Origin of the sequence: Rhizobium oryziradicis, from assembly GCF_001939045.1 — a bacterium.
Classification (GTDB): Bacteria; Pseudomonadota; Alphaproteobacteria; order Rhizobiales; family Rhizobiaceae; genus Allorhizobium; species Allorhizobium oryziradicis.
Genome location: NZ_MKIM01000025.1, coordinates 384,460 through 411,378, shown reverse-complemented (window position 1 = coordinate 411,378; position 26,919 = coordinate 384,460). Strand labels below are relative to the sequence as shown.

General features: G+C 57.5%; 24 protein-coding genes and 1 other RNA gene. 16 read left to right on the top strand and 9 right to left on the bottom strand.

What is annotated here, in order from left to right:
• Positions 1-39: 39 nt before the first annotated feature.
• Positions 40-1,005: an NAD(+) diphosphatase gene (gene nudC / locus BJF95_RS09935; RefSeq protein WP_075639271.1), complete on the bottom strand. Its 966-nt coding sequence runs from the start codon at positions 1,003-1,005 to the stop codon at positions 40-42.
• A complete protein-coding gene (locus BJF95_RS09930; protein ID WP_139317451.1) occupies positions 1,002-1,409 on the bottom strand; it encodes an HIT domain-containing protein in 408 nt (135 codons plus the stop codon). The genes nudC and BJF95_RS09930 overlap by 4 nt, the downstream gene beginning before the upstream one ends.
• A gap of 96 nt (positions 1,410-1,505) precedes the next feature.
• Between BJF95_RS09930 and ffs the strand changes: the two genes are divergently transcribed.
• The 3 genes from ffs to BJF95_RS09915 all read left to right on the top strand — a co-directional run bounded on the left by ffs (position 1,506) and on the right by BJF95_RS09915 (position 3,897).
• Positions 1,506-1,602: signal recognition particle sRNA small type (gene ffs, locus BJF95_RS09925), an RNA gene on the top strand.
• A 77-nt stretch (positions 1,603-1,679) separates the two neighbouring features.
• The gene (locus tag BJF95_RS09920; protein WP_075639381.1) at positions 1,680-3,548 is read left to right on the top strand and encodes a DNA polymerase III subunit gamma/tau; all 1,869 of its coding nucleotides are present in this window, start codon (positions 1,680-1,682) and stop codon (positions 3,546-3,548) included.
• A 25-nt stretch (positions 3,549-3,573) separates the two neighbouring features.
• Entirely contained in the window at positions 3,574-3,897 is a 324-nt protein-coding gene (locus BJF95_RS09915) for a YbaB/EbfC family nucleoid-associated protein (protein WP_075639270.1), read from the top strand.
• A gap of 176 nt (positions 3,898-4,073) precedes the next feature.
• Here the strand turns inward: BJF95_RS09915 and BJF95_RS09910 are convergent, their stop codons facing one another.
• From BJF95_RS09910 to BJF95_RS09900, 3 genes are all read right to left on the bottom strand, one after another.
• Positions 4,074-4,415: a hypothetical protein gene (locus tag BJF95_RS09910; RefSeq protein WP_075639269.1), complete on the bottom strand. Its 342-nt coding sequence runs from the start codon at positions 4,413-4,415 to the stop codon at positions 4,074-4,076.
• A 156-nt stretch (positions 4,416-4,571) separates the two neighbouring features.
• Positions 4,572-5,135 (bottom strand): DUF992 domain-containing protein, encoded by a 564-nt coding sequence (locus BJF95_RS09905; RefSeq protein ID WP_075639380.1) that lies wholly within the window; start codon positions 5,133-5,135, stop codon positions 4,572-4,574.
• A 146-nt stretch (positions 5,136-5,281) separates the two neighbouring features.
• Positions 5,282-5,908, bottom strand: a complete 627-nt coding sequence (locus BJF95_RS09900) for an MOSC domain-containing protein (RefSeq protein WP_075639268.1) — start codon at positions 5,906-5,908, stop codon at positions 5,282-5,284.
• 57 nt (positions 5,909-5,965) lie between these two features.
• On the opposite strand from BJF95_RS09900, the gene recR reads away from it, so the two are divergent.
• The gene (recR, locus tag BJF95_RS09895; RefSeq protein ID WP_075639267.1) at positions 5,966-6,571 is read left to right on the top strand and encodes a recombination mediator RecR; all 606 of its coding nucleotides are present in this window, start codon (positions 5,966-5,968) and stop codon (positions 6,569-6,571) included.
• An 86-nt stretch (positions 6,572-6,657) separates the two neighbouring features.
• Complete coding sequence (locus tag BJF95_RS09890) at positions 6,658-7,866, top strand: lytic murein transglycosylase (RefSeq protein ID WP_425348688.1); 1,209 nt, start codon at positions 6,658-6,660, stop codon at positions 7,864-7,866.
• Here BJF95_RS09890 and BJF95_RS09885 read toward each other — a convergent pair.
• Entirely contained in the window at positions 7,863-9,491 is a 1,629-nt protein-coding gene (locus tag BJF95_RS09885; protein ID WP_083638765.1) for an MFS transporter, read from the bottom strand. The genes BJF95_RS09890 and BJF95_RS09885 overlap by 4 nt on opposite strands.
• Before the next feature lie 230 nt (positions 9,492-9,721).
• Positions 9,722-11,119: a CoA transferase gene (locus tag BJF95_RS09880; RefSeq protein ID WP_075639264.1), complete on the bottom strand. Its 1,398-nt coding sequence runs from the start codon at positions 11,117-11,119 to the stop codon at positions 9,722-9,724.
• A gap of 91 nt (positions 11,120-11,210) precedes the next feature.
• Between BJF95_RS09880 and BJF95_RS09875 the strand changes: the two genes are divergently transcribed.
• The 11 genes from BJF95_RS09875 to BJF95_RS09820 all read left to right on the top strand — a co-directional run bounded on the left by BJF95_RS09875 (position 11,211) and on the right by BJF95_RS09820 (position 24,803).
• Positions 11,211-12,395, top strand: coding sequence for a citrate synthase family protein (locus BJF95_RS09875; RefSeq protein ID WP_075639263.1), 1,185 nt, complete (start codon positions 11,211-11,213; stop codon positions 12,393-12,395).
• Between the two features lie 227 nt (positions 12,396-12,622).
• Complete coding sequence (gene rimP / locus BJF95_RS09870; RefSeq protein WP_075639262.1) at positions 12,623-13,231, top strand: ribosome maturation factor RimP; 609 nt, start codon at positions 12,623-12,625, stop codon at positions 13,229-13,231.
• A gap of 57 nt (positions 13,232-13,288) precedes the next feature.
• Entirely contained in the window at positions 13,289-14,920 is a 1,632-nt protein-coding gene (gene nusA / locus BJF95_RS09865) for a transcription termination factor NusA (protein ID WP_075639261.1), read from the top strand.
• Positions 14,920-15,621: an RNA-binding protein gene (locus BJF95_RS09860; RefSeq protein ID WP_075639260.1), complete on the top strand. Its 702-nt coding sequence runs from the start codon at positions 14,920-14,922 to the stop codon at positions 15,619-15,621. Before nusA ends, BJF95_RS09860 begins: the two co-directional genes overlap by 1 nt.
• Positions 15,622-15,722: 101 nt before the next feature.
• Positions 15,723-18,683, top strand: a complete 2,961-nt coding sequence (gene infB, locus BJF95_RS09855; protein WP_075639259.1) for a translation initiation factor IF-2 — start codon at positions 15,723-15,725, stop codon at positions 18,681-18,683.
• Positions 18,684-18,833: 150 nt separating this feature from the next.
• Positions 18,834-19,247, top strand: a complete 414-nt coding sequence (rbfA, locus tag BJF95_RS09850) for a 30S ribosome-binding factor RbfA (protein ID WP_075639258.1) — start codon at positions 18,834-18,836, stop codon at positions 19,245-19,247.
• A 6-nt stretch (positions 19,248-19,253) separates the two neighbouring features.
• Positions 19,254-20,183: a tRNA pseudouridine(55) synthase TruB gene (gene truB, locus BJF95_RS09845; RefSeq protein WP_075639257.1), complete on the top strand. Its 930-nt coding sequence runs from the start codon at positions 19,254-19,256 to the stop codon at positions 20,181-20,183.
• Between the two features lie 80 nt (positions 20,184-20,263).
• A complete protein-coding gene (locus BJF95_RS09840; RefSeq protein ID WP_075639256.1) occupies positions 20,264-20,761 on the top strand; it encodes an AAA family ATPase in 498 nt (165 codons plus the stop codon).
• Positions 20,762-20,934: 173 nt separating this feature from the next.
• Positions 20,935-21,204 (top strand): 30S ribosomal protein S15, encoded by a 270-nt coding sequence (gene rpsO, locus BJF95_RS09835; RefSeq protein WP_075639255.1) that lies wholly within the window; start codon positions 20,935-20,937, stop codon positions 21,202-21,204.
• A 316-nt stretch (positions 21,205-21,520) separates the two neighbouring features.
• Positions 21,521-23,662 carry a polyribonucleotide nucleotidyltransferase gene (pnp, locus tag BJF95_RS09825; protein ID WP_075639379.1) on the top strand — a complete coding sequence of 714 codons (2,142 nt, stop codon included), beginning with the start codon at positions 21,521-21,523 and terminating at the stop codon, positions 23,660-23,662.
• 124 nt (positions 23,663-23,786) lie between these two features.
• Complete coding sequence (locus BJF95_RS09820; RefSeq protein WP_075639253.1) at positions 23,787-24,803, top strand: class I SAM-dependent methyltransferase; 1,017 nt, start codon at positions 23,787-23,789, stop codon at positions 24,801-24,803.
• Between the two features lie 59 nt (positions 24,804-24,862).
• On the opposite strand, the gene fabI is transcribed toward BJF95_RS09820, so the two are convergent.
• Positions 24,863-25,669 carry an enoyl-ACP reductase FabI gene (gene fabI / locus BJF95_RS09815; RefSeq protein WP_075639252.1) on the bottom strand — a complete coding sequence of 269 codons (807 nt, stop codon included), beginning with the start codon at positions 25,667-25,669 and terminating at the stop codon, positions 24,863-24,865.
• A 5-nt stretch (positions 25,670-25,674) separates the two neighbouring features.
• Positions 25,675-26,898, bottom strand: a complete 1,224-nt coding sequence (gene fabB, locus BJF95_RS09810) for a beta-ketoacyl-ACP synthase I (RefSeq protein WP_075639251.1) — start codon at positions 26,896-26,898, stop codon at positions 25,675-25,677.
• Positions 26,899-26,919 lie beyond the last annotated feature (21 nt).

Genomic DNA, 26,919 nt, shown 5'->3' with positions numbered 1-26,919 from the left:
TAGCGGCACACGCTGGCCGCGTAAACAGGTTGCAGTTGCTTACGTTTTGTTGCCCCAATCCAGCCAATCGCTCATCAGCCGATGGGCGATGGTGCCGGGTGCAGGAGCCTTGATCTCTTCTGTCTCAAGGTTGATCATGGCCTGCACCTCTGTGCGGCTAAACCAGCGGCAATCGGCGAGCTCATCCTCATCACGGGTGATGTCAAGGTTTAGCGCCTCGGCGTAGCAGCCAATCATCAACTGATGGGGCATCGGCCATGGCTGGGAGGCGTGATAGCGCACCCGGCCAATGCTGATGCCGGATTCCTCAAAAGTTTCGCGGCGCACGGCATTTTCAATGGTTTCTGCCGGTTCAATAAAGCCCGCGAGGCAGGAATACATGCCCTCTGGAAAATGCGTGCCGCGCCCCAAAAGGCAGCGGTCATTGGTCTCGTCAATGGTCATCATGATTGCCACCGGATCGGTGCGCGGAAAGCTGATACGGCCACAGCCCGGACATTCACGCTTATAGCCGCCAATGCGGGCTTCCATCCTGACGCCACAGGTGCCGCAAAAGCGGTTTTCACCATTCCAGTGCAGCAGGCTGAAGCCTTGGGCGGCTTCGCCGACCAGCTCCGGATCAACAGCGGCATCGCGAAACAGTTCTCGCGCTGTCAGTGCCTTGTAACCCTCAATCAACTGCTCATCACTCAGCAGCACCGGCACGGCAATGCGCGGCTCGCCATTTGGTTTGTGGCCCAGCAGCACTGCATTGTCGAAATCGGGATCAAGGCCTGCCAATTCATAAGCGGCAAACAGCGGGTCCAACACTTGGCCTTCATGCTTGAACACCAGCCGGTTGCCGCTAAACGGCAGGCAATGCGCCCCTTCGGTTTTCAAGGCGTTGCTGAGGCTGTCTTCATTGCGGTGCTCGGCATCGCGGTTGATGGCATTGCCGGAAAAGGCGGTGAGGGCGCTGGCTTCCGGGTGGGGAGCGAGCGTGTCAAAGAGAGATGATTTGGTCATGCAATAACACCCAGAATTTTTGTTTTCATCGCATCAAAATCCGCAATCGCATAAGGCTCTGCCGTGCCAAAACCCCAAATCGGTGCTGGCCAATTGGCATCACCCTCAAAGCGGGCAACAACATGAACATGGAGCTGACGCACCACATTGCCAATAGCCGCGATGTTGATCTTGGTGGCTTGGGTGACGGATTGAAGCGCTTGCGCCACCATCACCTGCTCAGCCCACAGCAATTGCTGATCTTCCAAAGACAGATCAAACACTTCGCTCACATTGGCGCGTCTGGGCACCAGAATAAGCCAGGGCCAGCGGCTGTCTTTTGAGAGCCGCACATCGCACAGTGACAGCTCTAAAATGGACTGGCTATCACGCGCCAGCCGTTCATCCAGCAAAAATGGGTTCAAGTTTCTGGTCTCCACCCGATTGTTTTTTGAAAGCTCTAACAGTTTTTTTTGGGTTTGGCTTGCAATTGCCGTAAGAATTGCCGATATGTCGCCTCGGGAGGTTGGTGGTGGACGATCCACTCGCCAACCGGGTCAGGTCCGGAAGGAAGCAGCCCTAACGAGCTCGGCGCGGGTCACTGTTCCAGCCTCCCACCTTCAATTTTTGCGGCCGGCATTTTAGCATGGCCGCCCTATGCCCAAAGCCGGGCAAGCGGGAAAGCTGGCAGCGCGATGAGCGATTTGGAGCCGACAGCAAAAACCAGTGATACACCCGGCGGTTACCGGGTTCTGGCGCGCAAATACCGCCCCAAGGATTTCTCAGACCTCATGGTCGGCCAGGAGCCGATGGTGCGCACGCTGACCAATGCGTTCGAGACCGGCCGCATCGCCCAGGCCTATATGCTGACGGGCGTGCGCGGGGTGGGCAAGACCACAACGGCACGCATTCTGGCCCGTGCTCTCAATTACAAAACCGATGAGATAGACCGGCCCACCATTGATTTGAAAATCCCCGGTGAGCATTGTCAGGCGATCATGGAAGGCCGCCATGTCGATGTGATCGAGATGGACGCCGCCTCGCACACCGGCATTGACGACATCCGCGAGATCATCGAGCAGGTGCGCTATCGCCCGGTCTCGGCCCGCTACAAAGTCTATATCATCGACGAAGTGCATATGCTCTCCACCGCTGCCTTCAACGGTCTGTTGAAGACGCTGGAAGAGCCGCCGGAACACGTCAAATTCATCTTTGCCACCACTGAAATCCGTAAAGTGCCGATCACGGTGCTGTCGCGCTGTCAGCGGTTTGACCTGCGTCGCATCAGCGCCGGTGATCTGGTTGGCCTGTTTACCGCCATTCTCTCGAAAGAAGGCATTGAAGCCGAGGATGAGGCGCTGTCCATGGTGGCGCGTGCTGCCGAAGGCTCAGCCCGCGATGGCCTATCCTTGCTGGATCAGGCCATTGCCCATGGTGCAGGCCGGGTTGAGGCCAATGCCGTGCGCTCCATGCTGGGCTTGGCCGACCGCGCTCGCGTGGTGGATCTGTTTGGCCATATCGTGTTGGGTGATGTGGCGGCAGCTTTGTCCGAGTTCAACAGCCAGTATGAGGCCGGTGCCAACCCGACTGTTGTGCTAAATGACCTTGCCGATTTCACCCATCTGGTGACACGCCTGAAATATGTGCCCAATGGCGCAAGCGATCCCTCGCTCAGCGAGGTCGAGCGGGTGCGTGGATCGGAATATGCTGAGAGTGTTGCCGTGACCACGCTGTCGCGCATGTGGCAAATGCTTTTAAAGGGCATTCCCGAGGTGGAAAATGCCTCGCGCCAAGCCGGTGCCGCTGAAATGGTGCTGATCAGGCTGGCCCATGCCGCCCATTTGCCCTCGCCGGAAGATGCGGCCAGACGGCTTTTGGAAATGGCGCAGGATGGCGGCAGCGCCCCGCAAGGCAGCAGCCCAAGGGGCGGCGGCAATGGAGGTGCATCGGCCAGCTACAACACTCAGGCCGTGGCACGTGCATCCAGCGATCCCGCTCCACGGGCGATGGGTCAGCCGCAACCAACATCGCATTTGCAGGTCGTTCCCAGCGTTGCGCGTTCACCGGAAATGGCTCCCAAGCCTGAGGTGCAGGCTGACGTGCCAGAACCAAAAGTTCCGGTGCGCTCCATCAATGATATTGTTGAGCTCTGCGCCAAAAACCGCGATTTGAAGCTGCGCACACTCACCCGTGCCTATGTGCGGCTGGTGAAGCTGGAAAACGGACGGCTGGAGATCAATCTACCGCCGGATGCGCCCAAGACTCTGGTTGGCGATCTGCAAACCCGGCTGGAAGAATGGACCGGCATTCGCTGGATGGTTATTCTCAGCCGCGAAGAAGGCAGCAAAACGCTGGTCGAGCAGGAAGCCAGCGAACGGCAGGCCAATTTTACCGATGCGGCGGCTGATCCCGATATTGTCGCGATCCTGTCGCGTTTTCCCGGGGCCAAAATCACCGACGTGCGCATTCGGGCAGCTGTGGAAGAAGATGAAACCCTGCCGCCACCAGCGGCTGCCGAATCATCCGAGGGTGATATTTTGCCCGGTGATGATATTGAATTTTAACGATTATACAGTTTAGGAGACGGTAATGCGCGACATCATGGGCATGATGGGCAAGGTCAAGGAAATGCAGGCCAAGATGGAAAAGATGCAGGAAGAAATTGCTGCATTGGAAGTCGAAGGCAAATCCGGCGGCGGCCTCGTGACTGTCACCATGACCGGCAAGGGCGAGCTGAAGGGCGTGAAAATCGACCCATCGCTGTTCAAGGAAGACGACGTCGAAATCCTCGAAGACCTGATCGTCGCCGCCCACAAGGACGCCAAAGACAAGGCCGAAGCCATTGCGGCTGAAAAGACCAAGGAAATGACGGCTGGCTTGCCGATTCCTCCGGGGTTTAAGATGCCGTTTTAAGTTGTTTGAGCGCTTTTTGTTGAGATGCCAAATCAGGAAAGCCAGAGATGGTTTTCCTGATTTTTTTATGATTATAGATAATGACGACTGACCACTTACAGTGCTGTTCGCCAAATATGGCGCACAAAGGATGCTGCACAAAGGATGCTGCACAACTTTTAATCTGCAGCATAATTTCACCTCGTGCCAACTGTCGTTGCCTTCGTCTCCCACAATACCCTTACCTCATCCCAATCAGGCACCGTATCGCTCTCAAAGCCCATCGTTTTGCCAGTGGCGATGGCTCCAAAGACTTTCATGGCTTGCAAATGGGCACCTGCGACAAGATAGCGGCGCATCGCGGCCTCATCGGTCCAGATACTTCGCGTATGATGGATGCCGTTGATGGTGCGGGCATCGACGGCAATCATGCCCTCTGCCTTTTTTGCCTGCGCCATTGAACGAATGGCGTGCCACCAGAAGCGCAACGTGTGGCGTTTGGCTTTGAGCTGTAATCCGGTGATGGAAATGTAGGGCATCAGCTTTTCCGCACGACAGTTTAAGATTGTGATCGATCCTCTTCTATCGATCCAGCATGACGATCAGATCATCGCCATGCGAAGAAAAATGTCTTCGCGCAACAAAAAAAGCCGAGCTGTCACCAGCCCGGCTTTTGTTATGCATAAGGTTTAATATCAGCCTTTGTGATGCTTCTTGTGGTGGTGTGTTGGATGGTAAGGCTGCGCTGGGCCGTTATCCAGTGACTTCGGTGTTGCTGGCTGCACATAGGCCAGCTTCATGGACGCAATGGTTGCACCGAGGTTGATGCCCAGTGTGCTTTCCAATGCAATCGGCTGAAGAGCAACGGAGCCATCAAAGCCGCCGCCAAGCACGTTGACTGCGCCGCCGAAGCCAAGGGCTGCATTGGCGCTGGTGCCGCCGTAGCTGCCTTGAAGGGCACCTTCAACCGGGCGGCTTGGCGCGTAAACGGCCCATGCCAGCTTGCCGCCCTGCACATAGCCAAGGTCAATACCGAATTTTGTCAGTGTGCCCTGATAATGCTCTGGTGGGGCCGAGCTTGTTGGTTTGAAGATGCAATCCAGATCGCGGCTGGAGCCGATAACGGCGCTGATGCCAGGGCTCATTTCGCATTGAAGCATGCCGACCTGTACGGATGCCGCGTTCGCGGCTGTCGCGCCAAGCGGGATGGCGACAGCGGCGGCAAGAGCGACAGCAGAGAGTTTTGCGAACGATGACATTGGAAACTCCTTCATATGTAAAATTTTGCAAATGAGCTTAAGCTGACGAATCAGGCAAGATCATGCTGCAGCAATAACGTAACTCTTAATATTTTGTTCCTTCTTTGCACTTTATCAATCGGTGCGTACTCACATGACGGTGATTGTCACGAAATTCCTGTCCGTGCTGTAACTTGCGCTCTGATGCGCTCAGAAATCGGGGCGGCCAGATACCGCGCCTGTTGCGCGTCAGGCAGGCTTTTGAAGGAAAAGCCGATCATCTCACGCAGCAGCAGGCGGTCCTTTTCAGAGGCGCTCCACAGCACATCTGTGCCGGTTTCCAAAAGGCCGCCTTGCAGCACCCGGCAGTAAGCCCCCGGGCGGGCCGCTCTGGTATAGTGTTTGACAAAGCTTGCATCCTGCATGCGGGCTGAAAAGGTGGCGCAGGGAATGCGAGGTGCGCTCACCTCCAGCACCACAGTGCCGATTTTGAGCTGGTCGCCCACTGCAAGGTCTTGATTGTCCAGCCCCTCGATGACCAGATTTTCGCCAAATGTGCCGGGTGCCAGGGCCTTGCCCAATTGCTCCTGCCACCAGTCAAGCGTGAGGGAGCCTTCCAGATAAACGGCCTGATCCGGCCCGCCGTGGTGTTTGCGATTGACAATCGAATCACCCACCAGTCCGTGGGCATCCACCATTACCGGGCCTGAGACGGGTGTTTTGAAAATACCGGTCTTATAGCTTTTGCCTTCGAGTTTTTCCGGCTGACCAAGGCAGACTGCGGTGATTTTCATGGGATGATCCAATCTTCTGCGATTCCGTTTGGCTGAGATATGAGATAGATAAGCGCCATGGCAAAGCGAGTCACTGGTCCCGAAATTGAAAAACTCATCCAGCTTTTGGCAAAAGTGCCGGGTCTTGGCCCGCGCTCGGCCAGACGAGCTGCCCTGCACCTGATCAAAAAGCGTGAGCAATTGATGGGGCCGCTGGCCCAAGCCATGGGCGATGCCCATGCCAAGGTCAAGATTTGTTCGTGCTGCGGCAATGTCGATACCATGGACCCCTGCACCGTCTGCACCGATGACCGCCGTGATCAATCGGTGATCATTGTGGTGGAAGATGTGTCCGATCTGTGGGCGCTGGAGCGCTCCGGTGCCATGAATGTGGCCTATCATGTTTTGGGCGGCACGCTGTCGCCGCTGGATGGTGTTGGGCCGGATGATCTCAACATCAAGGGCCTGATTGATCGCGTGGCCAAAGGTGGGGTGCGCGAAATCATTATTGCGGTGAATGCCACCGTGGAAGGGCAAACCACTGCCCACTATATAACCGATCATCTGGCCGATCTGGGTGTGAAAATCACCCGTCTGGCCCATGGCGTGCCGGTGGGTGGTGAGCTGGATTATCTGGACGAAGGCACATTGTCGGCAGCGCTGCGCGCCAGAACACTCATTTGACGCACGCTGATTTGATCCTCTATCGGGAGAAAGATATGGCTCGATTTTTAGCCGCGGCTTTTGTCGCCCTTTCCGTCACCTTGCCCATGGCTGTTTCAGTGGTGCCTGCCCATGCGGAACCCTCGAAAGCGCAGGTGGAAAGCCAGTTCCGAGGCTGGATCAGCCGTGATTTGTGGCCACAAGCGCAGAAGGCTGGTATTTCCAAAGTGGTTTTTGACAAGACCATGGCGCGTGCCAAGCTCAACTGGTCCTTGCCCGATCTGATGCCACCGGGGTTTCCGCCACCAAAACAGCGTCCGCAAAGTCAGGCCGAATTTTCATCGCCGGGGCCATATTTCAACGAATCCCGCATGCAGGCTCTGGCCGCCAGTGGACGGGCCTTGGCCGAGCAATATTCTGGCGCTTTGAAGAAAATTGAAGCCAAATATGGTGTGCCGGGGCCGATTCTTTTGGCGATTTGGGGCCGTGAAACGGGCTATGGCCGCGCCAAACTGCCCTATGAGGCTGTGGATGTGCTGGCCACCAGCGCCTTCATGTCAACGCGCAAGGACTTGTTCACCCGCGAATTGATCGACGCTTTGCATATAATTGAGAGTCGAGACGTGGATGAAGGGGCCATGCTGGGCTCCAGCGCCGGTGCGCTTGGCCAGCCGCAATTCATGCCCTCAAGCTTTTTGAAATATGCCGTCGATGCCGATGGAGATGGCCATCGAAATATCTGGACCTCGGTGCCGGATAGTCTTGCCTCGATGGCCAATTTCATGGCACAAAAGGGCTGGCAGCGCGGCCGCGATTGGGGCTTTGAGGTGACAATTCCGAAGGGCGTGAGCTGTGCGCAGGAAGGGCCTGATCTGGCCAAACCCATATCGGCCTGGGCCGCGACCGGCATTCAGCGCGCGTCTGGCAAAGCCTTTCCCGAAAGCGAGATGAAGGCTTCCGGCATGATGCTGGTGCCAGCAGGCACTCACGGGCCAGAATTTCTCGTGACACCGAATTTTTACGTTATCAAGGAATATAACAATTCCGATCTCTATGCGCTGTTCATTGGCAATCTGGCTGATCGCATTGCCTATGGCTCGGGAGCGTTTTCTGCCCCATGGGGCAATGTCGGCCACATGCTGCGCTCAGATGTTCTGACCATGCAAAAGACGCTGGTGGCCAAAGGCTATGATGTCGGCAAAGCTGATGGTCTGGCTGGCTATAAAACCCGCAGATCCTTGGGGCAATGGCAGCAAAAGGCTGGCTTGACGCCAACCTGTTACCCGGATGAGGGCCTGAAGGCAAAACTGCGTTAATGATGATCGATATGCGGCTTGTGAAACACGTCATCGGCGGGTGGAATGGCCTGCCGCTCGATCATCCGATGCACAAAGGGCGGCTTCTCGCCCTTGTGTAGCTCTCTTAGCCGGTCGGTAATCAAGGCATCAGCATTGGTGCGGCGGTGGTTGTGGCGCACATAATCCACCCAGGTGGGTGTGTGGTAGGTCTCGGTCCAGATGTCCGGGTTCTCGAGATCGCGCATCAGCGCCCAGTTTTGCGCGCCGTCGCGCAGGCGAATGCGCCGTCGCTCGACCATGATCTTCAAGAATTCAGTGACATCCTTGTCGTCGATCTCAAAATCAATCTGAATGACAATCGGGCCGCTGCGCGGACGAATGTCCAGCCTCAGCGGTGGCTCGTTAAAGCGGTTGAGCGGGTTAAGATCCAGCGTGGCAAAAGCTGGCATGGGCAGCAGAAAGCCGATACCGACACCGGCAAGCATTACCACAGCAGAGGCGACAAGCGCCTGACCTGCGCCCATATTTTCCGCAAGCACGCCCCAGAGCCACGATCCGCCCGCCATGCCGCCGAAGGTGGCCGTTTGGTAAAGCGACAGTGCCCGCCCCACAACCCAGCGCGGGGTGGAAAGCTGCACAACCGTATTGAACAGGGACAAGGACAATACCCAGCAGGCACCGGCCACAACCAGCGCAGGCGCGGTCAGCCAGAACGTCTGGCTCATGCCTGTGATTGCTGCCGCCACGGCAAAGCCTGCAAACGAACAGCGCACGATTTGCTCACTGCTGAGGATTTCGCGAATGCGGGCGTTGGACATGGCACCGGCAATGGCCCCAAGGCCGAAGGCTCCCAGCAGCCCGCCATAGGTCAAAGGTCCGCCGCCAAGGCTGTCCTTGGTCACAAGTGGCAAGAGCGAGAGAATGGCGGTGGCCGCAAACCCGAACAGAAAGCCGCGAAACAGCACTTTCATCAGATTGGGCGACATGGACACATAGCGCAATCCGGCGGCAATGGCATGGCCAAGGCTTTCGCGGGGCAGGGTGGTTTTGGGGTAAACCGGCTTCCAGCGGGCAAGCGCATAAATCATCGAGAGGTAACTGACGGCGTTGACGGCGAAAGCCGTTGCCGCGCCGGCCAGCGCCACAATCAAGCCGCCAATGGCGGGGCCAACGCTGCGGGTCATGTTAAAACCCATGCTGTTGAGCGACACCGCCGAGGGCAAATCATCGCGCCCGACAATATCACCCACAGACGCCTGCCAGGACGGGCTGTTGAGGGCTGTGCCGCAGCCGATCAAAAAGGTGAACGCCAACAGCGACCAGGGTGTCAAAAGTCCAAACCAGGTGAAAATGGACAAGAGCGCCGAGACCGTGAGCAGAAAAATCTGCGCGGTCAGCATCACTTTTCGCCGATCAAAGCCATCGGCAATGGCCCCCGCCACCAGCGAAAACAGCATGATCGGTGCCGTGTTGGAGGCCTGCACCAAGGCCACCATGCTCTCGGATTTGGAAATGGATGTCATCATCCACGCCGCACCGACATCCTGAATAAGTCCGCCGAAGTTGGAGGTGATGCTGGCCAGCCAAATGGTCAGAAACACTTTATTCTTGAACGGTGCGAGGGGAGATCGTCTGTCCGGCACGGGCTTTTCCGCTTTATAACGTCGAGGAATGGCGGGAATGAAAAACGTTAAACAAAAGGCATTTAACGATACTCTCGGAGGATGATGTGAGTCGCGTGTCGCGCTTGCGCACGTATATTGGCTAGATTGCTGTTTTGTTCAACCGATTCTGGTTGTTGCAACCCTTCAAAAGCCAGCCAAACTGGCCGATATTGCGGCAGATTGGATAATTTTCAGCGTTGAATGCCATCTCAATTCACGATGTTGTGTTCGCGCCATTGGGCTTGGTGGCGGCCGATAGGGCCTGCCGTGACATCCCAAGCCATGGGTGCGCCCTCTATCGTCAGGGCTGAGCGCAGCCTTTTGGCCTCACCCCAAGCGGTGTGTTCCGGCGCTGCTCTGTCGTCATCCTCGGTTTTGGGGGCGAAAGGCGTTTGTCCATCCATTGTTTGCGGATGCGCCATCAACAGACATGCCATGCGCGCCAGTGATGTGCGCCAGCGTGAGCCGCGTCCGGTTTTTTGCCGCTCGGATAGTCCGCGGAGTGCGGCGGCGGCCAGCAGATAGCCAACCGCATAATCAAGCGCCTGTACCGGCAAAGGCTTTGGCTGTTGCGTGCCAAATGCCGCCATGCCTTCCGCTGCAATGCCAGTGCTCATTTGCACAAGACTGTCAAAGCCGCGCCTTGCCGCCCATGGGCCGCTCCAGCCATAGGCGTTGAGGCTGACATCGATCAGGCCGGGGCGAATGATCTGGCGCTGGCTGGCCCCAAGCCCCAAGCGTTCAAGCGCATCAGATCGGTAGCCGGATACGCATATATCGGCCTCTGCCAGCAGGGTTTTAAATTGGTCGCGCCCGCGCGCTGTGGAGAGGTCGATGCGGGCGCAATGCTTGCCAAGTGTCATTTCGGCTTCCAGGCTTGGCTCCTCCCAAAAAACAGGATCAAGCCGAAGCACATCGGCACCAAAGCCAGCCAGAAAGCGCGTGGCCGTCGGGCCTGCCAAAACGCGGGTCAGATCAAGCACCCGAATGCCCTGAAGCGGGCGGGCAGGGGTGATTGGCAAGGCGTGCGCTTCTGCCTGTTCTGTCTGCTCATGCCAGATCAATGGTTCACCCATCACAGCTTGTCCTTGCGGATGCAAAAGCCAGTCTGCCTGCGATCGCATGCGGGCGGCACAGCCTCCGGCGTTGACCACCGCAGCCTCCAGCGCATCAGCGCTCCAGCGTTTTATGGCATCCTCCACCAATGCCCGTTCAGCAGCAACACCCAGCACAGCAAGGGCCGCATCGCGGTGATGGCGGGCATTGGTATGAAGCCTGATCCAGCCATCGGTGGTTTGATAATCTCCGGCAATGGCATCCCACGCAGGCGGCAATTGCCAGCCGATGGGGGTGACGCTGCCCGCAAACCAAAGGCTGGCCAGTCGCCTATCAACCTCAATGGGGGGCGCTTTCGCAGCATGGAGCGACAACCACTCCCGAAGAGCCAGTCCGGCCACGCCGATTGATGCCGAGGCCAGATCGCTCACGGCAAAACAGGATGGCAAGGATCCTGCACCCGTCTCTCGAAAATGATCAAGCGCAGTGTCGGCACCCTTCAGAGCCGCCCAAAGTGTTGTAAGCATGGTCTGGGTTGCGGGCGCGGTCATCGAAGGTCTCCCTGAGGCTCGGTTGGCCTTCACTTCACGCCCAATCTCAATTATCGTCAATATTGATAGAATAAATCAACATGAGGTTTCGATGCCCCACTATCTGTCGGCGGATGAGGCGGCCCAGCGCCTCGGCGTTTCCAAGGCAACGCTTTATGCCTATGTCAGCCGTGGTTTGTTGACGGCGCATCCGGCGGGCGATGGGCGCAGCAGTTGCTATGTGAAGGATGCGGTCGAGGTGCTGGCCAAAGAGCGCAGGCGTGGGCGCAGGCCAAAGGAGGTTGCCCGCTCAACAATCGATTGGGGCACCCCGGTGCTGGAATCGCAATTGACGCTGATCGAAGGCGGACGGCTGTTTTATCGAGGCCGGGATGTGGTGCGCCTTGCCGATCAGGCAACACTGGAAGATATTGCCGCCTTGCTGTGGAATGCGGATGTTTCGCAAGCGTTCCCGCAGGAGCGACCATTCAGCACAGCGGGCTATGCCGCCTTGCTGCAAGCGGTTGGGGGTGCGCCCGCCCATGACACATTGATGGCGCTGTTTGCGGCTGGCAGTCTCAATGAGCCAACGGCGATATGGCAACAGGACAGGGCGCGCCTATGGCCCGCCTGCGGTGCCTTGATCCGGCTGCTCACGGCGGCAGCCCTGCAAGCCGAGGTGACGGAGGAGGCCATTCATTTGCGGCTGGGGCGCGCCTGGGGGCTGGATGCTTTTGGCTGCGATCTGCTGCGGCGAGCCTTGGTGCTTTGCGCAGATCATGAGTTGAATGCCTCCGGCTTTACCGCCCGGTGTGTTGCCTCCACCGATGCATCGCTTCGCGCCGCCGTCATTGGCGGGCTGGCCGCGCTGAGCGGTCCGCGTCATGGGGCGGCCACGTTTCAGGTCGAGCGCCTGTGGGGCGGTCTGCGTTTTGATGCCTTGCGCGCGGATTTGCAGGAGCGGTTGGAAACGGGCGATCCTCTTCCGGGCTTTGGTCATCCGCTGTATCCGCAAGGCGATGTGCGGGCACGCACGCTCTTAGTACCCATCCTTGCGCAAAGCCCTCAGACACGAGAAATTATGCAGGCTGTCGAGGCACTCACGGGTCAGCATCCCTCCGTTGATTTTGCGCTGGTGGCGCTGCGGCGGTTTCTCAATCTGCCGCCCGGTGCCGCTTTTTTGCTGTTTGCCATTGGTCGTTCCGTGGGCTGGATTGCGCACGCGCTGGAGCAGCGCGCTCACGGCCAGCTTATTCGCCCAAGGGCCATTTATGTCGGGCCAGCAGCCGAGAATTGAACTTCCCGCGCAGCAATGACGCTTAACACTGACGATCGCGCCTGCAACAAGGCAGCTGTCCGGATGGTCCGACGGAATGACTTGCATTCGTGTGATTTGAAGCGTATAGAGCCTCTAAATTCTTGATCGTCAGATGAAGGGTGGGCCCGCAAGGACCCGCTCTTTTTTGTTGGCGGTGACACTCCAAGCGCCCATTTCTCAGGTGCCAATTTTCGAGGAGGACAGGCTTGTCCGAACATGTGCCCGCAACCGATTTGCTTGAACCTCGCCTGATCACCGAAACGGGTCTTGATCGGCGCATTGCCGAAATTATCGAGCCTGTTGCGCTTGATCTGGGCTTCAAGCTTGTGCGCGTGCGGATGATGAATCAGAACGGCTTGACCTTGCAGATCATGGCAGAGCGTGCCGATGGCACCATGACCGTGACTGATTGTGAAGCGCTGTCGCAGGCGATTTCTCCGGTTTTAGATGTAGAAGATCCGGTCGATAAAGAGTATCATCTGGAAGTGTCGTCGCCGGGCATTGATCGCCCCATGGTGCGTATTTCCGATTTCACACGCTGGCAGGGCAACCTGCTGAAATGCGAAACATCGATTCTGGTTGATAATCGCAAGCGTTTCCGGGGCAAAATTACCGATGTAACCTCGGATGGCTTCGTTCTTGAACGTGATCAGGCAGCCTATGGCGAAGAGCCACGGGTGACCATTCCATTCACGGCGCTGGCTGAAGCGAAATTGATTCTGACGGATGACCTCATCCGTGACGCTCTTCGTGCTGATAAACTGGCAAAGGCGCAAGCCGCAAACCAGAATGAAGAAGCTGACGAAGCGGAATAACCGATAACACGCCGCACAGGCCAATTGCCTGGGGCAGGAAGACGGAGACTTTAGACAATGGCAGTCAGTGCTAATCGGCTTGAGCTGTTGCAGATCGCAGATGCGGTTGCGCGCGAGAAGGTCATCGATCGTGAAATCGTGCTTGCTGCGATGGCTGACGCCATCCAGAAGGCAGCACGTTCACGTTACGGCTCCGAGACCAACATCCGTGCCGACATCAACTCCAAGACCGGTGAGATTCGTCTTCAGCGTCTTCTGGAAGTGGTTGAAACGGTAGAAGATTACGGCACACAGATTGCCCTGCCTCTGGCGCGCGATCGCAATGTTGATGCCAAGCTCGGCGATTTTATTGCCGATCCGCTGCCGCCAATGGATTTCGGCCGTATCGCGGCTCAGTCCGCCAAGCAAGTTATCGTGCAGAAAGTGCGCGAAGCCGAGCGTGACCGTCAGTATGATGAATTCAAGGATCGCGTTGGCGAAATCATCAACGGTACAGTCAAGCGCGTTGAATATGGCAATGTGATTGTCGATCTCGGCCGTGGCGAAGGCATTATCCGTCGTGACGAGATGATTCCACGTGAAGCCATGCGCTATGGTGATCGGGTTCGCGCTTTTGTCTACGACGTGCGCCGCGAACAGCGTGGTCCGCAGATTTTCCTCTCCCGTACCCATCCGCAGTTCATGGTGAAGCTCTTCACCATGGAAGTGCCGGAAATCTATGATGGCATCATCCAGATCAAGTCGGTGGCCCGTGATCCGGGTTCGCGCGCCAAGATCGCGGTGATTTCCAACGACAGCTCGATCGATCCGGTCGGCGCTTGCGTCGGTATGCGCGGTTCGCGCGTTCAGGCCGTGGTTGGCGAATTGCAGGGCGAAAAGATCGACATCATTCCATGGTCGGCTGATCCTGCATCCTTCATCGTCAATGCCTTGCAGCCTGCGGAAGTCTCCAAGGTTGTTCTGGACGAAGATGCCGAGCGCATCGAAGTGGTTGTGCCGGATGAGCAGCTGTCGCTGGCCATCGGTCGTCGCGGTCAGAACGTGCGTCTGGCCTCGCAGCTGACCGGCTGGGACATCGACATCATGACGGAAGCCGAGGAATCGGAACGCCGCCAGAAGGAATTCAACGAGCGCACCAATCTGTTCATGGACGCACTCGACGTTGACGAAATGGTTGGTCAGGTTCTGGCATCGGAAGGCTTTGCGCAAGTGGAAGAACTTGCCTACGCCAACATCGATGAAATTTCCTCGATTGACGGATTTGACGGCGACACCGCTGAAGAAATTCAGACCCGCGCCCGCGAATATCTCGAAAAGATCGAAGCCGAGTTCGATGCCAAGCGCAAGGAACTGGGCGTTGCCGACGAGCTGCGTCAGATTCCCGGCATGACCACCCAGATGATGGTGGCTCTGGGCGAAGACGGCATCAAGACCATTGAAGATTTCGCTGGCTGTGCCTCGGATGATCTGGTGGGCTGGACCGAGCGTAAGGACGGCGAGACCAAGAAGTTTGAAGGCCTGTTCTCCAAGCTGGATGTGTCGCGTCAAGAGGCTGAGCGCATGGTTATTCATGCACGCCTAACGGCTGGCTGGATCACCGAAGATGAAGCGCAAGCTCAGGCGGAAGCTGTTGAAGCGGACGTTGACGCTGAAGACGGCGTAGCAGACGAGGCTGAGCGGAGCGCGTGATGGCCTCCGATCAACCATTGGAGAAGGAGCGTCCCCCTAAGCCGCAAAAGGGTGTGTCGGGCAAGGATGGTCAAAATGACCGCACTTGCATTGTCACCCGCAAGGCCGGGACGCCAGACACTTTGATCCGGTTCGTTGCAACCCCAGACGGGGTTGTTGTGCCGGATCTGAAACGGGAACTGCCCGGCCGTGGATGCTGGGTGTCTGTTTCCCGCGAGGCCGTTGACAAGGCGGTGGCGAAAAAACAATTCGCCCGGGCTTTGAAGGCGGATGTCACCGTTGCTCCCGATCTGGGCGCGCAGGTTGACAGGCTGCTTGTGCAACAGGTGGCGGGAATGATGAATCTGGCGCGTAAGGCGGGCCAGTTTGTAACAGGATCGGCGAAAGTTGATCTCGCCATTCGCAGTGGTTCGGCTTTGTGTGTGTTTCATGCCACCGATGCTGCCGCTGATGGTGTTCGGAAATTGGACCAGGCCCGCAAGGCCTGGCACCTTGGAATGGAGACGGACGAGGAGATTCCCTCGCTGAAGCTCTTTTCCGAGGCGGAAATGCAAGAACTGATAGGCCAGAATGCGTTTATCCATGCTTGCGCGCTTGCAGGGCAGGCCGGTGAGGGTGTAGTGAAACGCGCAACTTTGCTGGAGACGTATCGTGGCAATTGGCCGCGTGTGTCCAGCGACACTGGCCGGAAGCCACAATGACCCGGTCACCGGCGAAAGCCGGCCTCCGTGGTTTAGGACAGTATGTGAACGGCGTGGTCTGATGTTTGTCATCCGGCCTCGCTCGAAGGAACGGGAACGGAATGACCGACAACAAAGACGACAAGACACTCAGCGTAGCGGGCAAGAAGACACTCACGCTCAAGCCGACGGGAGTGAACCAAGGTACCGTGCGCCAGGATATGGGTCGCGGTCGCACCAAGGCCGTTGTGGTCGAGACGCGCAAGCGCCGCCCAACCCGTCCTGAAGACGAGCGTGCGCCACAGACTCCAGCCCCAACACCTGCTCCTGCACAAGCCGCGGCACCTGTGGCACCTGCACCAGCAGCGCCAACACCTGCACCCGTGCAGGTTCAAGCTCCGGCTCCCGTGGCGGCGACGCCTGTACCAGAGGCTGTTTCAGCACCGGTTGCACCTGCGCCAGCCGCACCTGTGGCTCCACGTGCTGCGGCACCTGCACCTGCGGCTCCGCGCGCTCAGCCGAGCGCTCCTTATTCGCAAAACCGCAATGCCGGTCAGCAGAACCGTCCGCAAGGCCAGAATCATGGTCAGAACCAGGGCCGTCCGCAAGGACAGGGTCAAGGTCGTCCGCAGGGTCAGCAAGGCCGCCCACAAGGCAATGGCGCAAACCAGCAGAACCGTCAGCCAGATCGATCCTCGCGCGGTCCTGATCGTCCACGTGGTGCCGTATTGCATGACCTTTCCGCCAGCGAAATGGATGCGCGTCGCCGCGCTCTGATCGAGGCGCAGGCCCGTGAAGTGGAAGACGCCAAGCGCCGCGCTGAAGAAGAAGTGCGCCGTGAAGCCGAAGCTGCGGCCCGCAAGATTGAGATGGAAGCTGAAGCCCTGCGCAAGGCTGAGGAAGAAAAGGCCCGTGCAATTGAGGCGGCCAAAGCGCCTCCGGCACCTGCCCCTGTTGCCGAGCCTGTGGCTCCAGCCCCGCGCAACGCGGAACCATCGACCCGCACCACGCCATCCGTGACCAGAACAGCGCCGCCAACGCCAGCGCCTGGTTTTGTGCGCGGTCGCAAGGCTGGTGCAGATGAAGAAGAAGGCCGTCCGGCTCCTCGTGGTGGCGCGCCTGCCCGTGGCAAGGTTGTGCGTCCTGAACCTGCCAAGGTTCCTGCCCGTCCAAAGACCGAGGATGAACGCCGCCGTGGCAAGTTGACCGTGACTACGGCAGCTGTGGATGATGATGGCGCAAGCCGTGGTCGCTCCTTGTCGGCCATGCGTCGCCGTCAGGAAAAATTCCGCCGCAGCCAGATGCAGGAAACCCGCGAAAAGGTTATGCGCGAAGTCATCCTGCCGGAAACCATCACCATTCAGGAACTGTCGCAGCGTATGTCTGAACGCGCCGTTGACGTGATCAAGTACCTGATGAAGGAAGGCCAGATGATGAAGGCTGGCGACGTCATTGACGCCGATCTGGCTGAATTGATCGCCACCGAATTTGGCCATACCGTCAAGCGCGTGTCGGAATCCGACGTTGAAGAAGGTATCTTCAACGTGGCTGATGATGCCGGTGAAATGGTATCGCGTCCGCCGGTTGTCACCATTATGGGTCACGTTGACCACGGTAAGACCTCGCTGCTCGACGCTATCCGCCAGACCAGCGTTGTGACAGGTGAAGCCGGTGGCATTACCCAGCACATCGGTGCCTATCAGGTTGAGCATAACGGCCAGAAGATCACCTTCATCGACACCCCCGGCCACGCCGCCTTTACGGCCATGCGTGCCCGTGGTGCACAGGTCACCGATATCGCCATTCTGGTGGTTGCGGCTGACGATGCCGTGATGCCGCAGACGATTGAATCGATCAGCCACGCCAAGGCTGCCAATGTGCCGATCATTGTTGCGATCAACAAGATCGACAAGCACGAAGCCAATCCGGAAAAGGTGCGTCAGCAGCTTCTCCAGTACGAAGTCTTCGTTGAATCCATGGGCGGTGAAGTGCTCGACGTGGAAGTGTCGGCCAAGGCCAGACTGAATCTCGACAAGCTTCTGGAAGCCGTGCTGTTGCAGGCCGAAATTCTCGACCTCAAGGCCGATCCGACCCGCACGGCTGAAGGTACGGTTGTGGAAGCCCAGCTCGATCGCGGTCGTGGTGCAGTTGCTACCGTGCTCGTTCAGAAGGGTACGTTGCGTCCGGGCCAGATTATCGTTGCTGGCGATCAGTGGGGCCGTGTGCGCGCTCTGGTCAACGACAAGGGCAATCACGTCAAGGAAGCGGGTCCTGCCATGCCGGTCGAGATCCTCGGCCTGTCCGGCACGCCAGCGGCTGGTGATCGGTTCGCGGTTGTTGAAAATGAAGCCCGCGCCCGCGAAATTTCCGAATATCGTCAGCGTCTGGCCCGTGATAAGGCCGCAGCCCGTCAATCTGGTCAGCGCGGTTCGCTGGAACAGATGATGAGCCAGCTCCAGAACACTGGCTTCAAGGAATTCCCGCTGGTCATCAAGGCCGACGTGCAGGGTTCTGTCGAAGCCATCATTGGTGCTCTCGACAAGCTGGGCACTGACGAAGTGCGCGCTCGCATCGTTCACTCCGGTGCAGGTGGTATCACCGAGTCGGATCTGGCACTGGCAGAAGCATCGAACGCCGCCATCATCGGCTTCAACGTTCGTGCCAATGCCCAGGCCAAGTTGGCCGCCGAGCGTGCTGGCACCGAAATCCGCTATTACAACATCATCTACGATCTGGTGGATGACGTAAAAGCGGCCATGTCCGGCCTTCTGTCGCCAGAGCGTCGCGAAACCTTCCTCGGCAATGCCGAGATCCTCGAAGTGTTCAACATCACCAAGACCGGCAAGGTCGCTGGTTGCCGTGTTATCGAGGGCAAGGTCGAGCGTGGTGCTGGCGTGCGTCTGGTGCGCGATAACGTGGTTATCCACGAAGGCAAGCTCAAGACACTCAAGCGCTTCAAGGACGAAGTGTCCGACGTGCCGATGGGTCAGGAATGCGGTATGGCGTTCGAAAACTACGAAGATATCCGCGCAGGCGACACCATCGAGTGCTTCCGCGTGGAACACATCACACGTACGCTCTAATCGGCGTTATCTATGCGGAGGCCGCTTAATCGGCGGCCTCCCTTTTCAAAGACAGTCAAACTGGTGATCCTTGCTTTTCCAGAGGAAAGCGTGGAGCATCCGTACAGGGTTCGATCCCCCACGCCCGATGCGGGCAAATGAGAAACTAATATGAGCAAAGCAACAAGTTCCTCGCCATCGCAGCGAATGCTGCGCGTTGGCGAACAGGTCCGCGCCGCCATTACCCAGGTTTTGCAACGGGGTGAGGTACGCGACGATATTATTGAAAAGACGGTGATTTCCATTTCGGAAGTGCGCATGTCGCCGGATTTGAAAATCGCCACCGCCTATGTATCACCGATTGGTGTGGCCGATCATGACGGCGTGATTGCCGCCCTGAACCGCCATGCGAAATACATTCGCGGACGTCTGGGTGGTCAGCTTCGGCAGATGAAATATATGCCGGAAGTGCGGTTTCGCGATGACACCAGCTTCGACAATTACCGCAAGATCGATGAGCTTTTGCGCTCGCCCGAAGTGGCGCGCGACCTTGGCCCCGATGACGACAAGCAAGAAGACGAATAGCATCCAATGTCCAAACCCAGAAAACCCAAAGGCCGTCCGGTTTCCGGCTGGTTGATTCTTGATAAGCCGGTGGATTTTGGCTCGACCGAAGCGGTCGGCAAAATCAAATGGCTGTTCAACGCCCAAAAAGCTGGCCACGCTGGCACATTGGACCCCTTGGCGTCTGGCATGTTGCCGATTGCGCTGGGTGATGCCACCAAGACCGTGCCGTATGTGATGGATGGTCGCAAGATCTATGAATTCACCGTCAGCTGGGGTGAAGAGCGCTCCACCGACGATTTGGAAGGCGAGGCCACCCAGACCTCGGATCTGCGCCCCACTGCGGAAGAGATTCAGGCGTTGCTGCCGCATTATACCGGCGTGATCAACCAGATCCCGCCGCAGTTTTCGGCCATCAAGATTGCTGGCGAACGCGCCTATGATCTGGCCCGCGAGGGTGAGGTTGTCGAAATTCCATCGCGTGAGGTGGAAGTGCATCGCCTGACACTTTTGAAAGCTGAGGAAGATCGGGCATGGTTTGAAGTGGAATGCGGCAAGGGCACCTATGTGCGCTCGCTGGCCCGCGATTTTGGCCGCGATCTGGGCTGCTATGGCCATATTTCCGAGCTGCGCCGCTCGTTTGTCGCACCCTTTGCCGAAGACATGATGGTGCCTTTGGAAGATCTGGTGGCGCTCGAAGCAATCGAAGATCGCGATGAGCGGCTTGCCGCCCTCGATGCCTTCCTGTTTGATACGGGCGAAGCGCTGATGGCTTTGCCGCAGATCCGCATCAGTGATGATCAGGCGCACCGTCTGCGTATGGGCAATCCGATTTTGCTGCGTGGCCGCGATGCGCCAGTGGCCGAGCCGGAAGCTGTGGCGTTTGCGGCGGGCAAGCTGGTGGCCATTGGGGAAATCGGTGAAGGCGAGTTCCGCCCGAAGCGGGTTTTCAACTGAGCGAGAGACGACAATAATTTTCAAATCGCTGTCGCAATGGGCGCATAGATAAGCGGGCATTGCGACAGCGGAGCCAAGACATGGGTGTCAGAAATTATTTGATCGAAGGTGTGTCGTGCAGTGGCAAGACCACGGTGTGCGATGAACTGCTGCGGCGTGGATATCATGCCATCCATGGTGATCGCGCTTTGGCCTATCAAGGTGATCCGCAGACGGGAGAACCGCTGGAAGGGGCCTGCCACGAACATCACATCTGGGATGTCAGCAAAGTCAAAGCATTGATTGGCGATCAAAGCGTGGCAATGTCTTTCTTTTGCGGCGGCTCCCGGAATTTTTACCATTTTATCGATCTGTTCGATGGTGTCTTCGTTCTGGATGTTGATCTTGATGCTTTGAAGACGCGATTATCGGCTCGGCCCAGCGACGAATTTGGTGCAAAGCCAGAGGAGCGGGCGTTGGTTTTGCGCTTGCATGCAACCAGAGAAGACACACCCACGGGGGTGAAAATTGATGCAAATGCCCCTGTCGGGCAGGTTGTTGATCACATTCTCTCAAAGTGTTGCGATAAATGCAGATGATTCCATGGGTGCGCGCGTTGCAGGAACCTTAGCAATATCTGCTCTTCCCTTGCGGGTGCGGATATTGTATAGGCACGCCAGCATCCAAACGTGTTTGCGTGCATTCATGGCCTTAGCTGGACGACATCTTGGCTAAAGGCGTCTTATTTCTCATTCTCCGAAAGGAATATACGATGTCGATTACTGCAGAGCGTAAAGCCGCCCTTATCAAGGAATATGCAACCGTTGAAGGCGACACTGGTTCGCCAGAAGTACAGGTTGCTATCCTGACCGAGCGGATCACCAATCTGACCGAACACTTCAAGGGCCACAAGAAGGATAACCATTCCCGTCGTGGTCTTTTGACACTGGTTTCGACCCGCCGTTCGCTTCTTGATTATCTCAAGAAGAAGGACGAAGGCCGCTACAGCAAGCTGATTGCTAGCCTGGGCATTCGCCGCTAAGTGTTCTTCGGCGGGCTTACCTGAAAAGGAAGGCCCGCCGTTTGTATTTCTGGAGCTTATCAATATGGCTCCATCTGATCAGCTTTTTTGGCAAAAATGCCGAAAAGCGAAAAAGCAACCCGGATGGGCCGGTGTTGCTGATTGTAACCGATGACCTGTCATGGGGCAGGATTGTTGGATGCTTCGCAGTCGCGCTATGCGCTTTTGAAGCCTCCCGCTGTCTTGCCCGTGATGTGTCAGCACAATGTGGCAATGCGCTTGACCTATGAAGCTTCACGCTGATCTGGGTGCGCTTGCCGCATACGAAGGACAAGATATGTTTGATACGCATAGCGTTGAGATTGAGTGGGCAGGCCGCCCGCTGAAGCTGGAAACTGGCAAGATCGCCCGTCAGGCTGATGGTGCGGTTCTGGCCACCTATGGCGAAACCGTTGTTTTGGCGACCGTTGTGTCCGCCAAGTCGCCAAAGCCAGGTCAGGATTTCTTCCCCCTGACCGTGAACTATCAGGAAAAGACCTACGCTGCCGGCAAAATTCCTGGCGGCTATTTCAAGCGCGAAGGCCGTCCAAGCGAAAACGAAACGCTTGTGTCGCGTCTGATCGACCGTCCAATCCGTCCGCTGTTCCCAGAAGGCTACAAGAACGATACGCAGGTTGTTGTGACGGTTATCCAGCATGATCTGGAAAACAATCCTGACGTTTTGTCGATGGTGGCTGCTTCTGCTGCGCTGACCCTGTCTGGCGTGCCTTTCATGGGCCCGGTTGGCGGCGCGCGCGTTGGCTACATCAACGGCGAATATGTTCTGAACCCGCATCTGGACGAGATGGATGAATCGGTTCTGGATCTGGTTGTTGCTGGTACCACCGACGCTGTTTTGATGGTAGAATCGGAAGCCAAGGAACTGAACGAAGAGATCATGCTCGGTGCAGTGATGTTTGGTCATCGCGGTTTCCAGCCGGTGATCGATGCGATCATCAAGCTGGCCGAAGTGGCTGCCAAGGAACCACGCGAGTTTGAACCGGAAGATCATTCCGAGCTGGAAGCAGAAATGCTGAAGCTGGCTGAAACAGAACTGCGCGCTGCCTACAAGATCACCCAGAAGGCTGATCGTTACACAGCCGTTGACGCCGTGAAGGCCAAGGTCAAGGCGCATTTCTTCCCTGAAGGTGTTGAGCCAAAGTACACGGCTGAAGTTGTTGGCGCTGTGTTCAAGCACCTGCAGGCCAAGATTGTTCGTTGGAACATTCTTGACACCAAGAGCCGTATCGACGGCCGCGATCTGGAAACCGTTCGCCCGATCGTATCGGAAGTTGGCCTTCTGCCACGCACCCACGGTTCTGCCCTGTTTACCCGCGGCGAAACCCAGGCCATCGTTGTTGCCACGCTGGGCACCGGCGAAGACGAGCAGTATGTGGACAGCCTGACCGGCATGTACAAGGAACGCTTCCTTCTGCATTACAACTTCCCTCCCTATTCGGTTGGTGAAACAGGCCGCATGGGCTCTCCGGGCCGCCGCGAAATCGGTCACGGCAAGCTGGCATGGCGCGCTATTCGCCCCATGCTGCCTGCTCCTGAGCAGTTCCCTTACACGCTGCGCGTTGTCTCCGAGATCACCGAATCCAACGGTTCGTCCTCGATGGCCACCGTTTGCGGCACGTCGCTGGCGCTGATGGATGCGGGTGTGCCTTTGGCCAAGCCAGTTGCTGGTATCGCCATGGGTCTGATCCTCGAAGGTGAGCGCTTTGCCGTTCTGTCCGACATTCTCGGCGACGAAGATCACCTCGGCGACATGGACTTCAAGGTTGCAGGTACGGCTGACGGCATCACCTCGCTGCAGATGGACATCAAGATCGCCGGTATCACCGAAGAGATCATGAAGGTTGCTCTGGCGCAGGCACAGGGCGGTCGCAAGCACATCCTCGGCGAAATGGCCAATGCCATCACCGAGGGTCGCTCGCAGCTCGGCGAATTCGCGCCACGCATCGAAGTGATGAACATTCCGGTCGACAAGATCCGTGAAGTTATCGGCTCCGGCGGCAAGGTTATTCGCGAAATCGTTGAAAAGACCGGCGCAAAGATCAACATCGAAGACGATGGCACGATCAAGATCGCGTCTTCTTCGGGCAAGGAAATCGAAGCTGCCCGCAAGTGGATTCACTCCATCGTGGCAGAGCCTGAAATTGGCGTTGTTTACGAAGGCACGGTTGTGAAGACCGCTGACTTCGGCGCATTCGTCAACTTCTTCGGTTCGCGTGATGGCCTCGTGCATATCTCGCAGCTGGCGTCCGAGCGCGTTGCCAAGACCTCTGACGTGGTCAAGGAAGGCGACAAGGTCTGGGTCAAGCTGATGGGCTTTGATGAGCGCGGCAAGGTTCGCCTGTCCATGAAGGTTGTCGATCAGGCATCCGGCAAGGAAATCGTTGAGAAGAAAGCTGAAGGCGACGCTGCCGCTGAATAAGCGCAGCTTCTCCATCTCTGAAGGCGCGGGAGACTTTCCGCGCCTTTTTTGTTACCCTGTTTGTTTCACGCAATTGCGCCAAGGAAAGCCCTGCGCAGTCCGCGCATTGCTTTAGAGAGCCACCATGAGCCGCGAAACCCTGAAAACCCTGTTCCATCCGTTTGTCACCGAAGCCGTTGCCCTGCCGGGCGAGGGCGAACGTTACCTGTTTCTCGGCGCAGAAGCTGGCTTTGTGAAGCCGGATGGCTTTGCCGCCGATCTGACTGTTGTTCAGGGCTTCCGCCCGGAATTCCGCCGTCTTGAGGCATCGCGCCAAAACCCCGTTCCGGTGATTGAGGGCGATGAATTTGATGGCGCACTGGTGCTGGCTGGCAAGCACAAGGGCCTGAATGAAAACCGCGTGGCGGAGGCGCTGTCGCGTGTGTGCGCCGGTGGTGTGGTCATTCTGGCAGGCTCCAAGGAAGATGGCATCCAGCCGCTGCGCAAGCAGGTGGAGCGCCTGGGCCTGGAGCCACAATCCATGCCGAAATATCACGGCATTGCCGTGTGGTTCTATGTGCCTTCTGATGTAACTGCTGCTGTTGCCGCGCTGGCCTCCAAGCCGGTGATGGTGGAAGGCAAGTTCGAGACCTATCCAGGTCTGTTCTCCCACATGCACGCCGATCCCGGCTCCGAGCTGTTGGCCAGCCGTTTCCCTGAGAATTTCGATGGCAATGCGGCCGATTTTGGCGCGGGCTGGGGCTATCTCTCGGTGATGCTGGCGCATAAATCGCCGCGCACCAATCGCATCGATCTGTTTGAAGCCAATTATGATGCGCTGGAGCAGGCCAAGAAGAATCTGGCCAGCAATTGCCCAGCCCTCACCACGCGCTTCTTCTGGCAGGATCTCGGCGCAGAGCCGACCAAAGAAAAATACGATCTGGTGATCATGAACCCACCCTTCCATGAAGGTCACGCCACAGAGCCTGCCATCGGTGAAGCAATGATCAAAACGGCGGCTGACGCTGTGCGCAGTGGTGGCGAGTTGTTGATGGTGGCCAACCGTGGTCTGGCCTATGAGCCGCTCTTGGCGGCCAATTTCCGCCAAACCGGCGAGACCTGCCGCAATGCTCGTTACAAGGTGCTGTGGGCCAAGAAGTAAAACAAAAAAGGCGCCGAGAGCAATCTCAGCGCCTTTTTTAATGCGTTCTCAAAGACAGTTTAGTCCATATCCGCCTTGCGCAATTCGTCCAGCGCGGGTAGCGCGATGATGTTGTAGCCACCATCCACGTAATGCACTTCGCCGGTGACGCTGGCGGACAGATCGGACAGAAGGTACAGCGCAGAGCCGCCGATGTCGTCAATGGTGGCCGTGCGGCGCAAGGGCGCGTTTTTCACATTCCAGTTCAGCATGGCGCGGGCATCAGAAATGCCGGCACCAGCCAGCGTGCGCACAGGGCCTGCCGAAATGGCGTTGACGCGAATGCCGCGTGGGCCGAAATCCGATGCCAGATAGCGCATGGAGGACTCGAGGGCGGCCTTGGCCACGCCCATGACATTGTAGTTGGGAATGACGCGCATGGAGCCGCCATAGGTCAATGTCAGGATAGAGCCGCCATCCGTCATCAGGTCGGCGGCGCGACGGGCAATCTCGGTAAACGAGAAGCAGGAGATCACCATGGTGCGGGTAAAATTCTCACGGCTTGTGTCAGCATAGAGACCCTTCAGCTCGTTCTTGTCGGAAAAGCCAATGGCGTGAACAACAAAATCCAGCTTACCCCAACGCTCCTTGATGGCTGCAATCACGGCATCCACCGAGGCAATATCTTCCACGTCGCAAGGCAGCAAAAAGTCCGAACCAAGCTCCGCTGCCAGCGGCTTGACGCGCTTTGCCAGCGCGTCGCCCTGATAGGTGAAGGCAAGGTCTGCGCCTGCAGCGGACAGCGCTTTCGCAATGCCCCAGGCGATAGAATGATTGTTCGCGACACCCATGATGAGTCCGCGTTTGCCTTGCATGGAAGCGATCATGGATATTATCCGTTGTAGCGCTGGAAGACCAGCGTTGCATTGGTTCCGCCAAACCCGAAGGAGTTGGAGAGCACGGTGTCAATCTTGGCGTTATCAATGCGCTTTCTGACAATCGGCACGCCGGCAAATTCAGGATCAAGCTCCGTAATATGGGCGCTTTCGCCAATGAAGCCTTCCTGCATCATCAGCAAGCCATAGATGGACTCTTGTGCGCCAGCCGCACCCAGCGAGTGGCCGGTGAGCGACTTGGTGGACTGGATATGCGGGATCTTGTCGCCAAACACGGTGCGGATTGCGCCAATTTCCTTGCTGTCGCCCACAGGTGTCGATGTGCCATGGGTGTTGATGTAATCCACATCACCCTTTACGGTAGCCAGCGCTTGGCGCATGCAGCGGATGGCACCTTCGCCAGACGGAGCAACCATGTCATAGCCGTCGGATGTTGCGCCATAGCCGGTGATTTCGGCATAGATTTTTGCGCCGCGCGCCTTGGCATGTTCCAGCTCTTCCAGAATCAGAACCGCTGCACCGCCTGCAATAACAAAGCCGTCACGGCTCACGTCATAGGCGCGTGAAGCCGATGCGGGCGTGTCGTTATATTTCGACGACATGGCACCCATGGCGTCAAACAGGTTGGACATGGACCAGTCAAGATCTTCATGGCCACCGGCAAACATGATGTCCTGCTTGCCCCACTGGATCATTTCTGCGGCATTGCCGATGCAATGGGCTGAGGTGGAGCAGGCCGACGAGATGGAATAGTTGACACCGTGGATCTTGAACCAGGTGGCAAGCGTTGCCGAGGCCGTCGACGACATGGCCTTTGGCACGGCAAATGGGCCAATGCGCTTCGGGCTCTTGTTCTGACGGGTGAGGTCAGCAGCGTCCACGATCTGGCGCGTCGATGAACCGCCAGAACCCATGATGATGCCGGCACGCTCATTTTCGGAATAATCTTTTTCTTCCAGACCCGAATCGGCAAGCGCCTGTTTCATGGCCACGTGGTTCCACGCACCGCCTTGCGAAAGGAAGCGCATGGCACGCCGATCAACAAGCTCGGACGGGTCCAAAGTGGGCTTGCCCCAAACCTGACATTTGAAGCCATGCTCGGCAAAATCGGGAGAAAATGAAATGCCGGATTTGGCATCGCGCAGAGAGGCTGTGACCTCGGCAGCGTTATTGCCGATGGAGGACACAATGCCTAAACCCGTAACTACAACCCGTCTCATGTAAATCGACCTTTTCTTGGT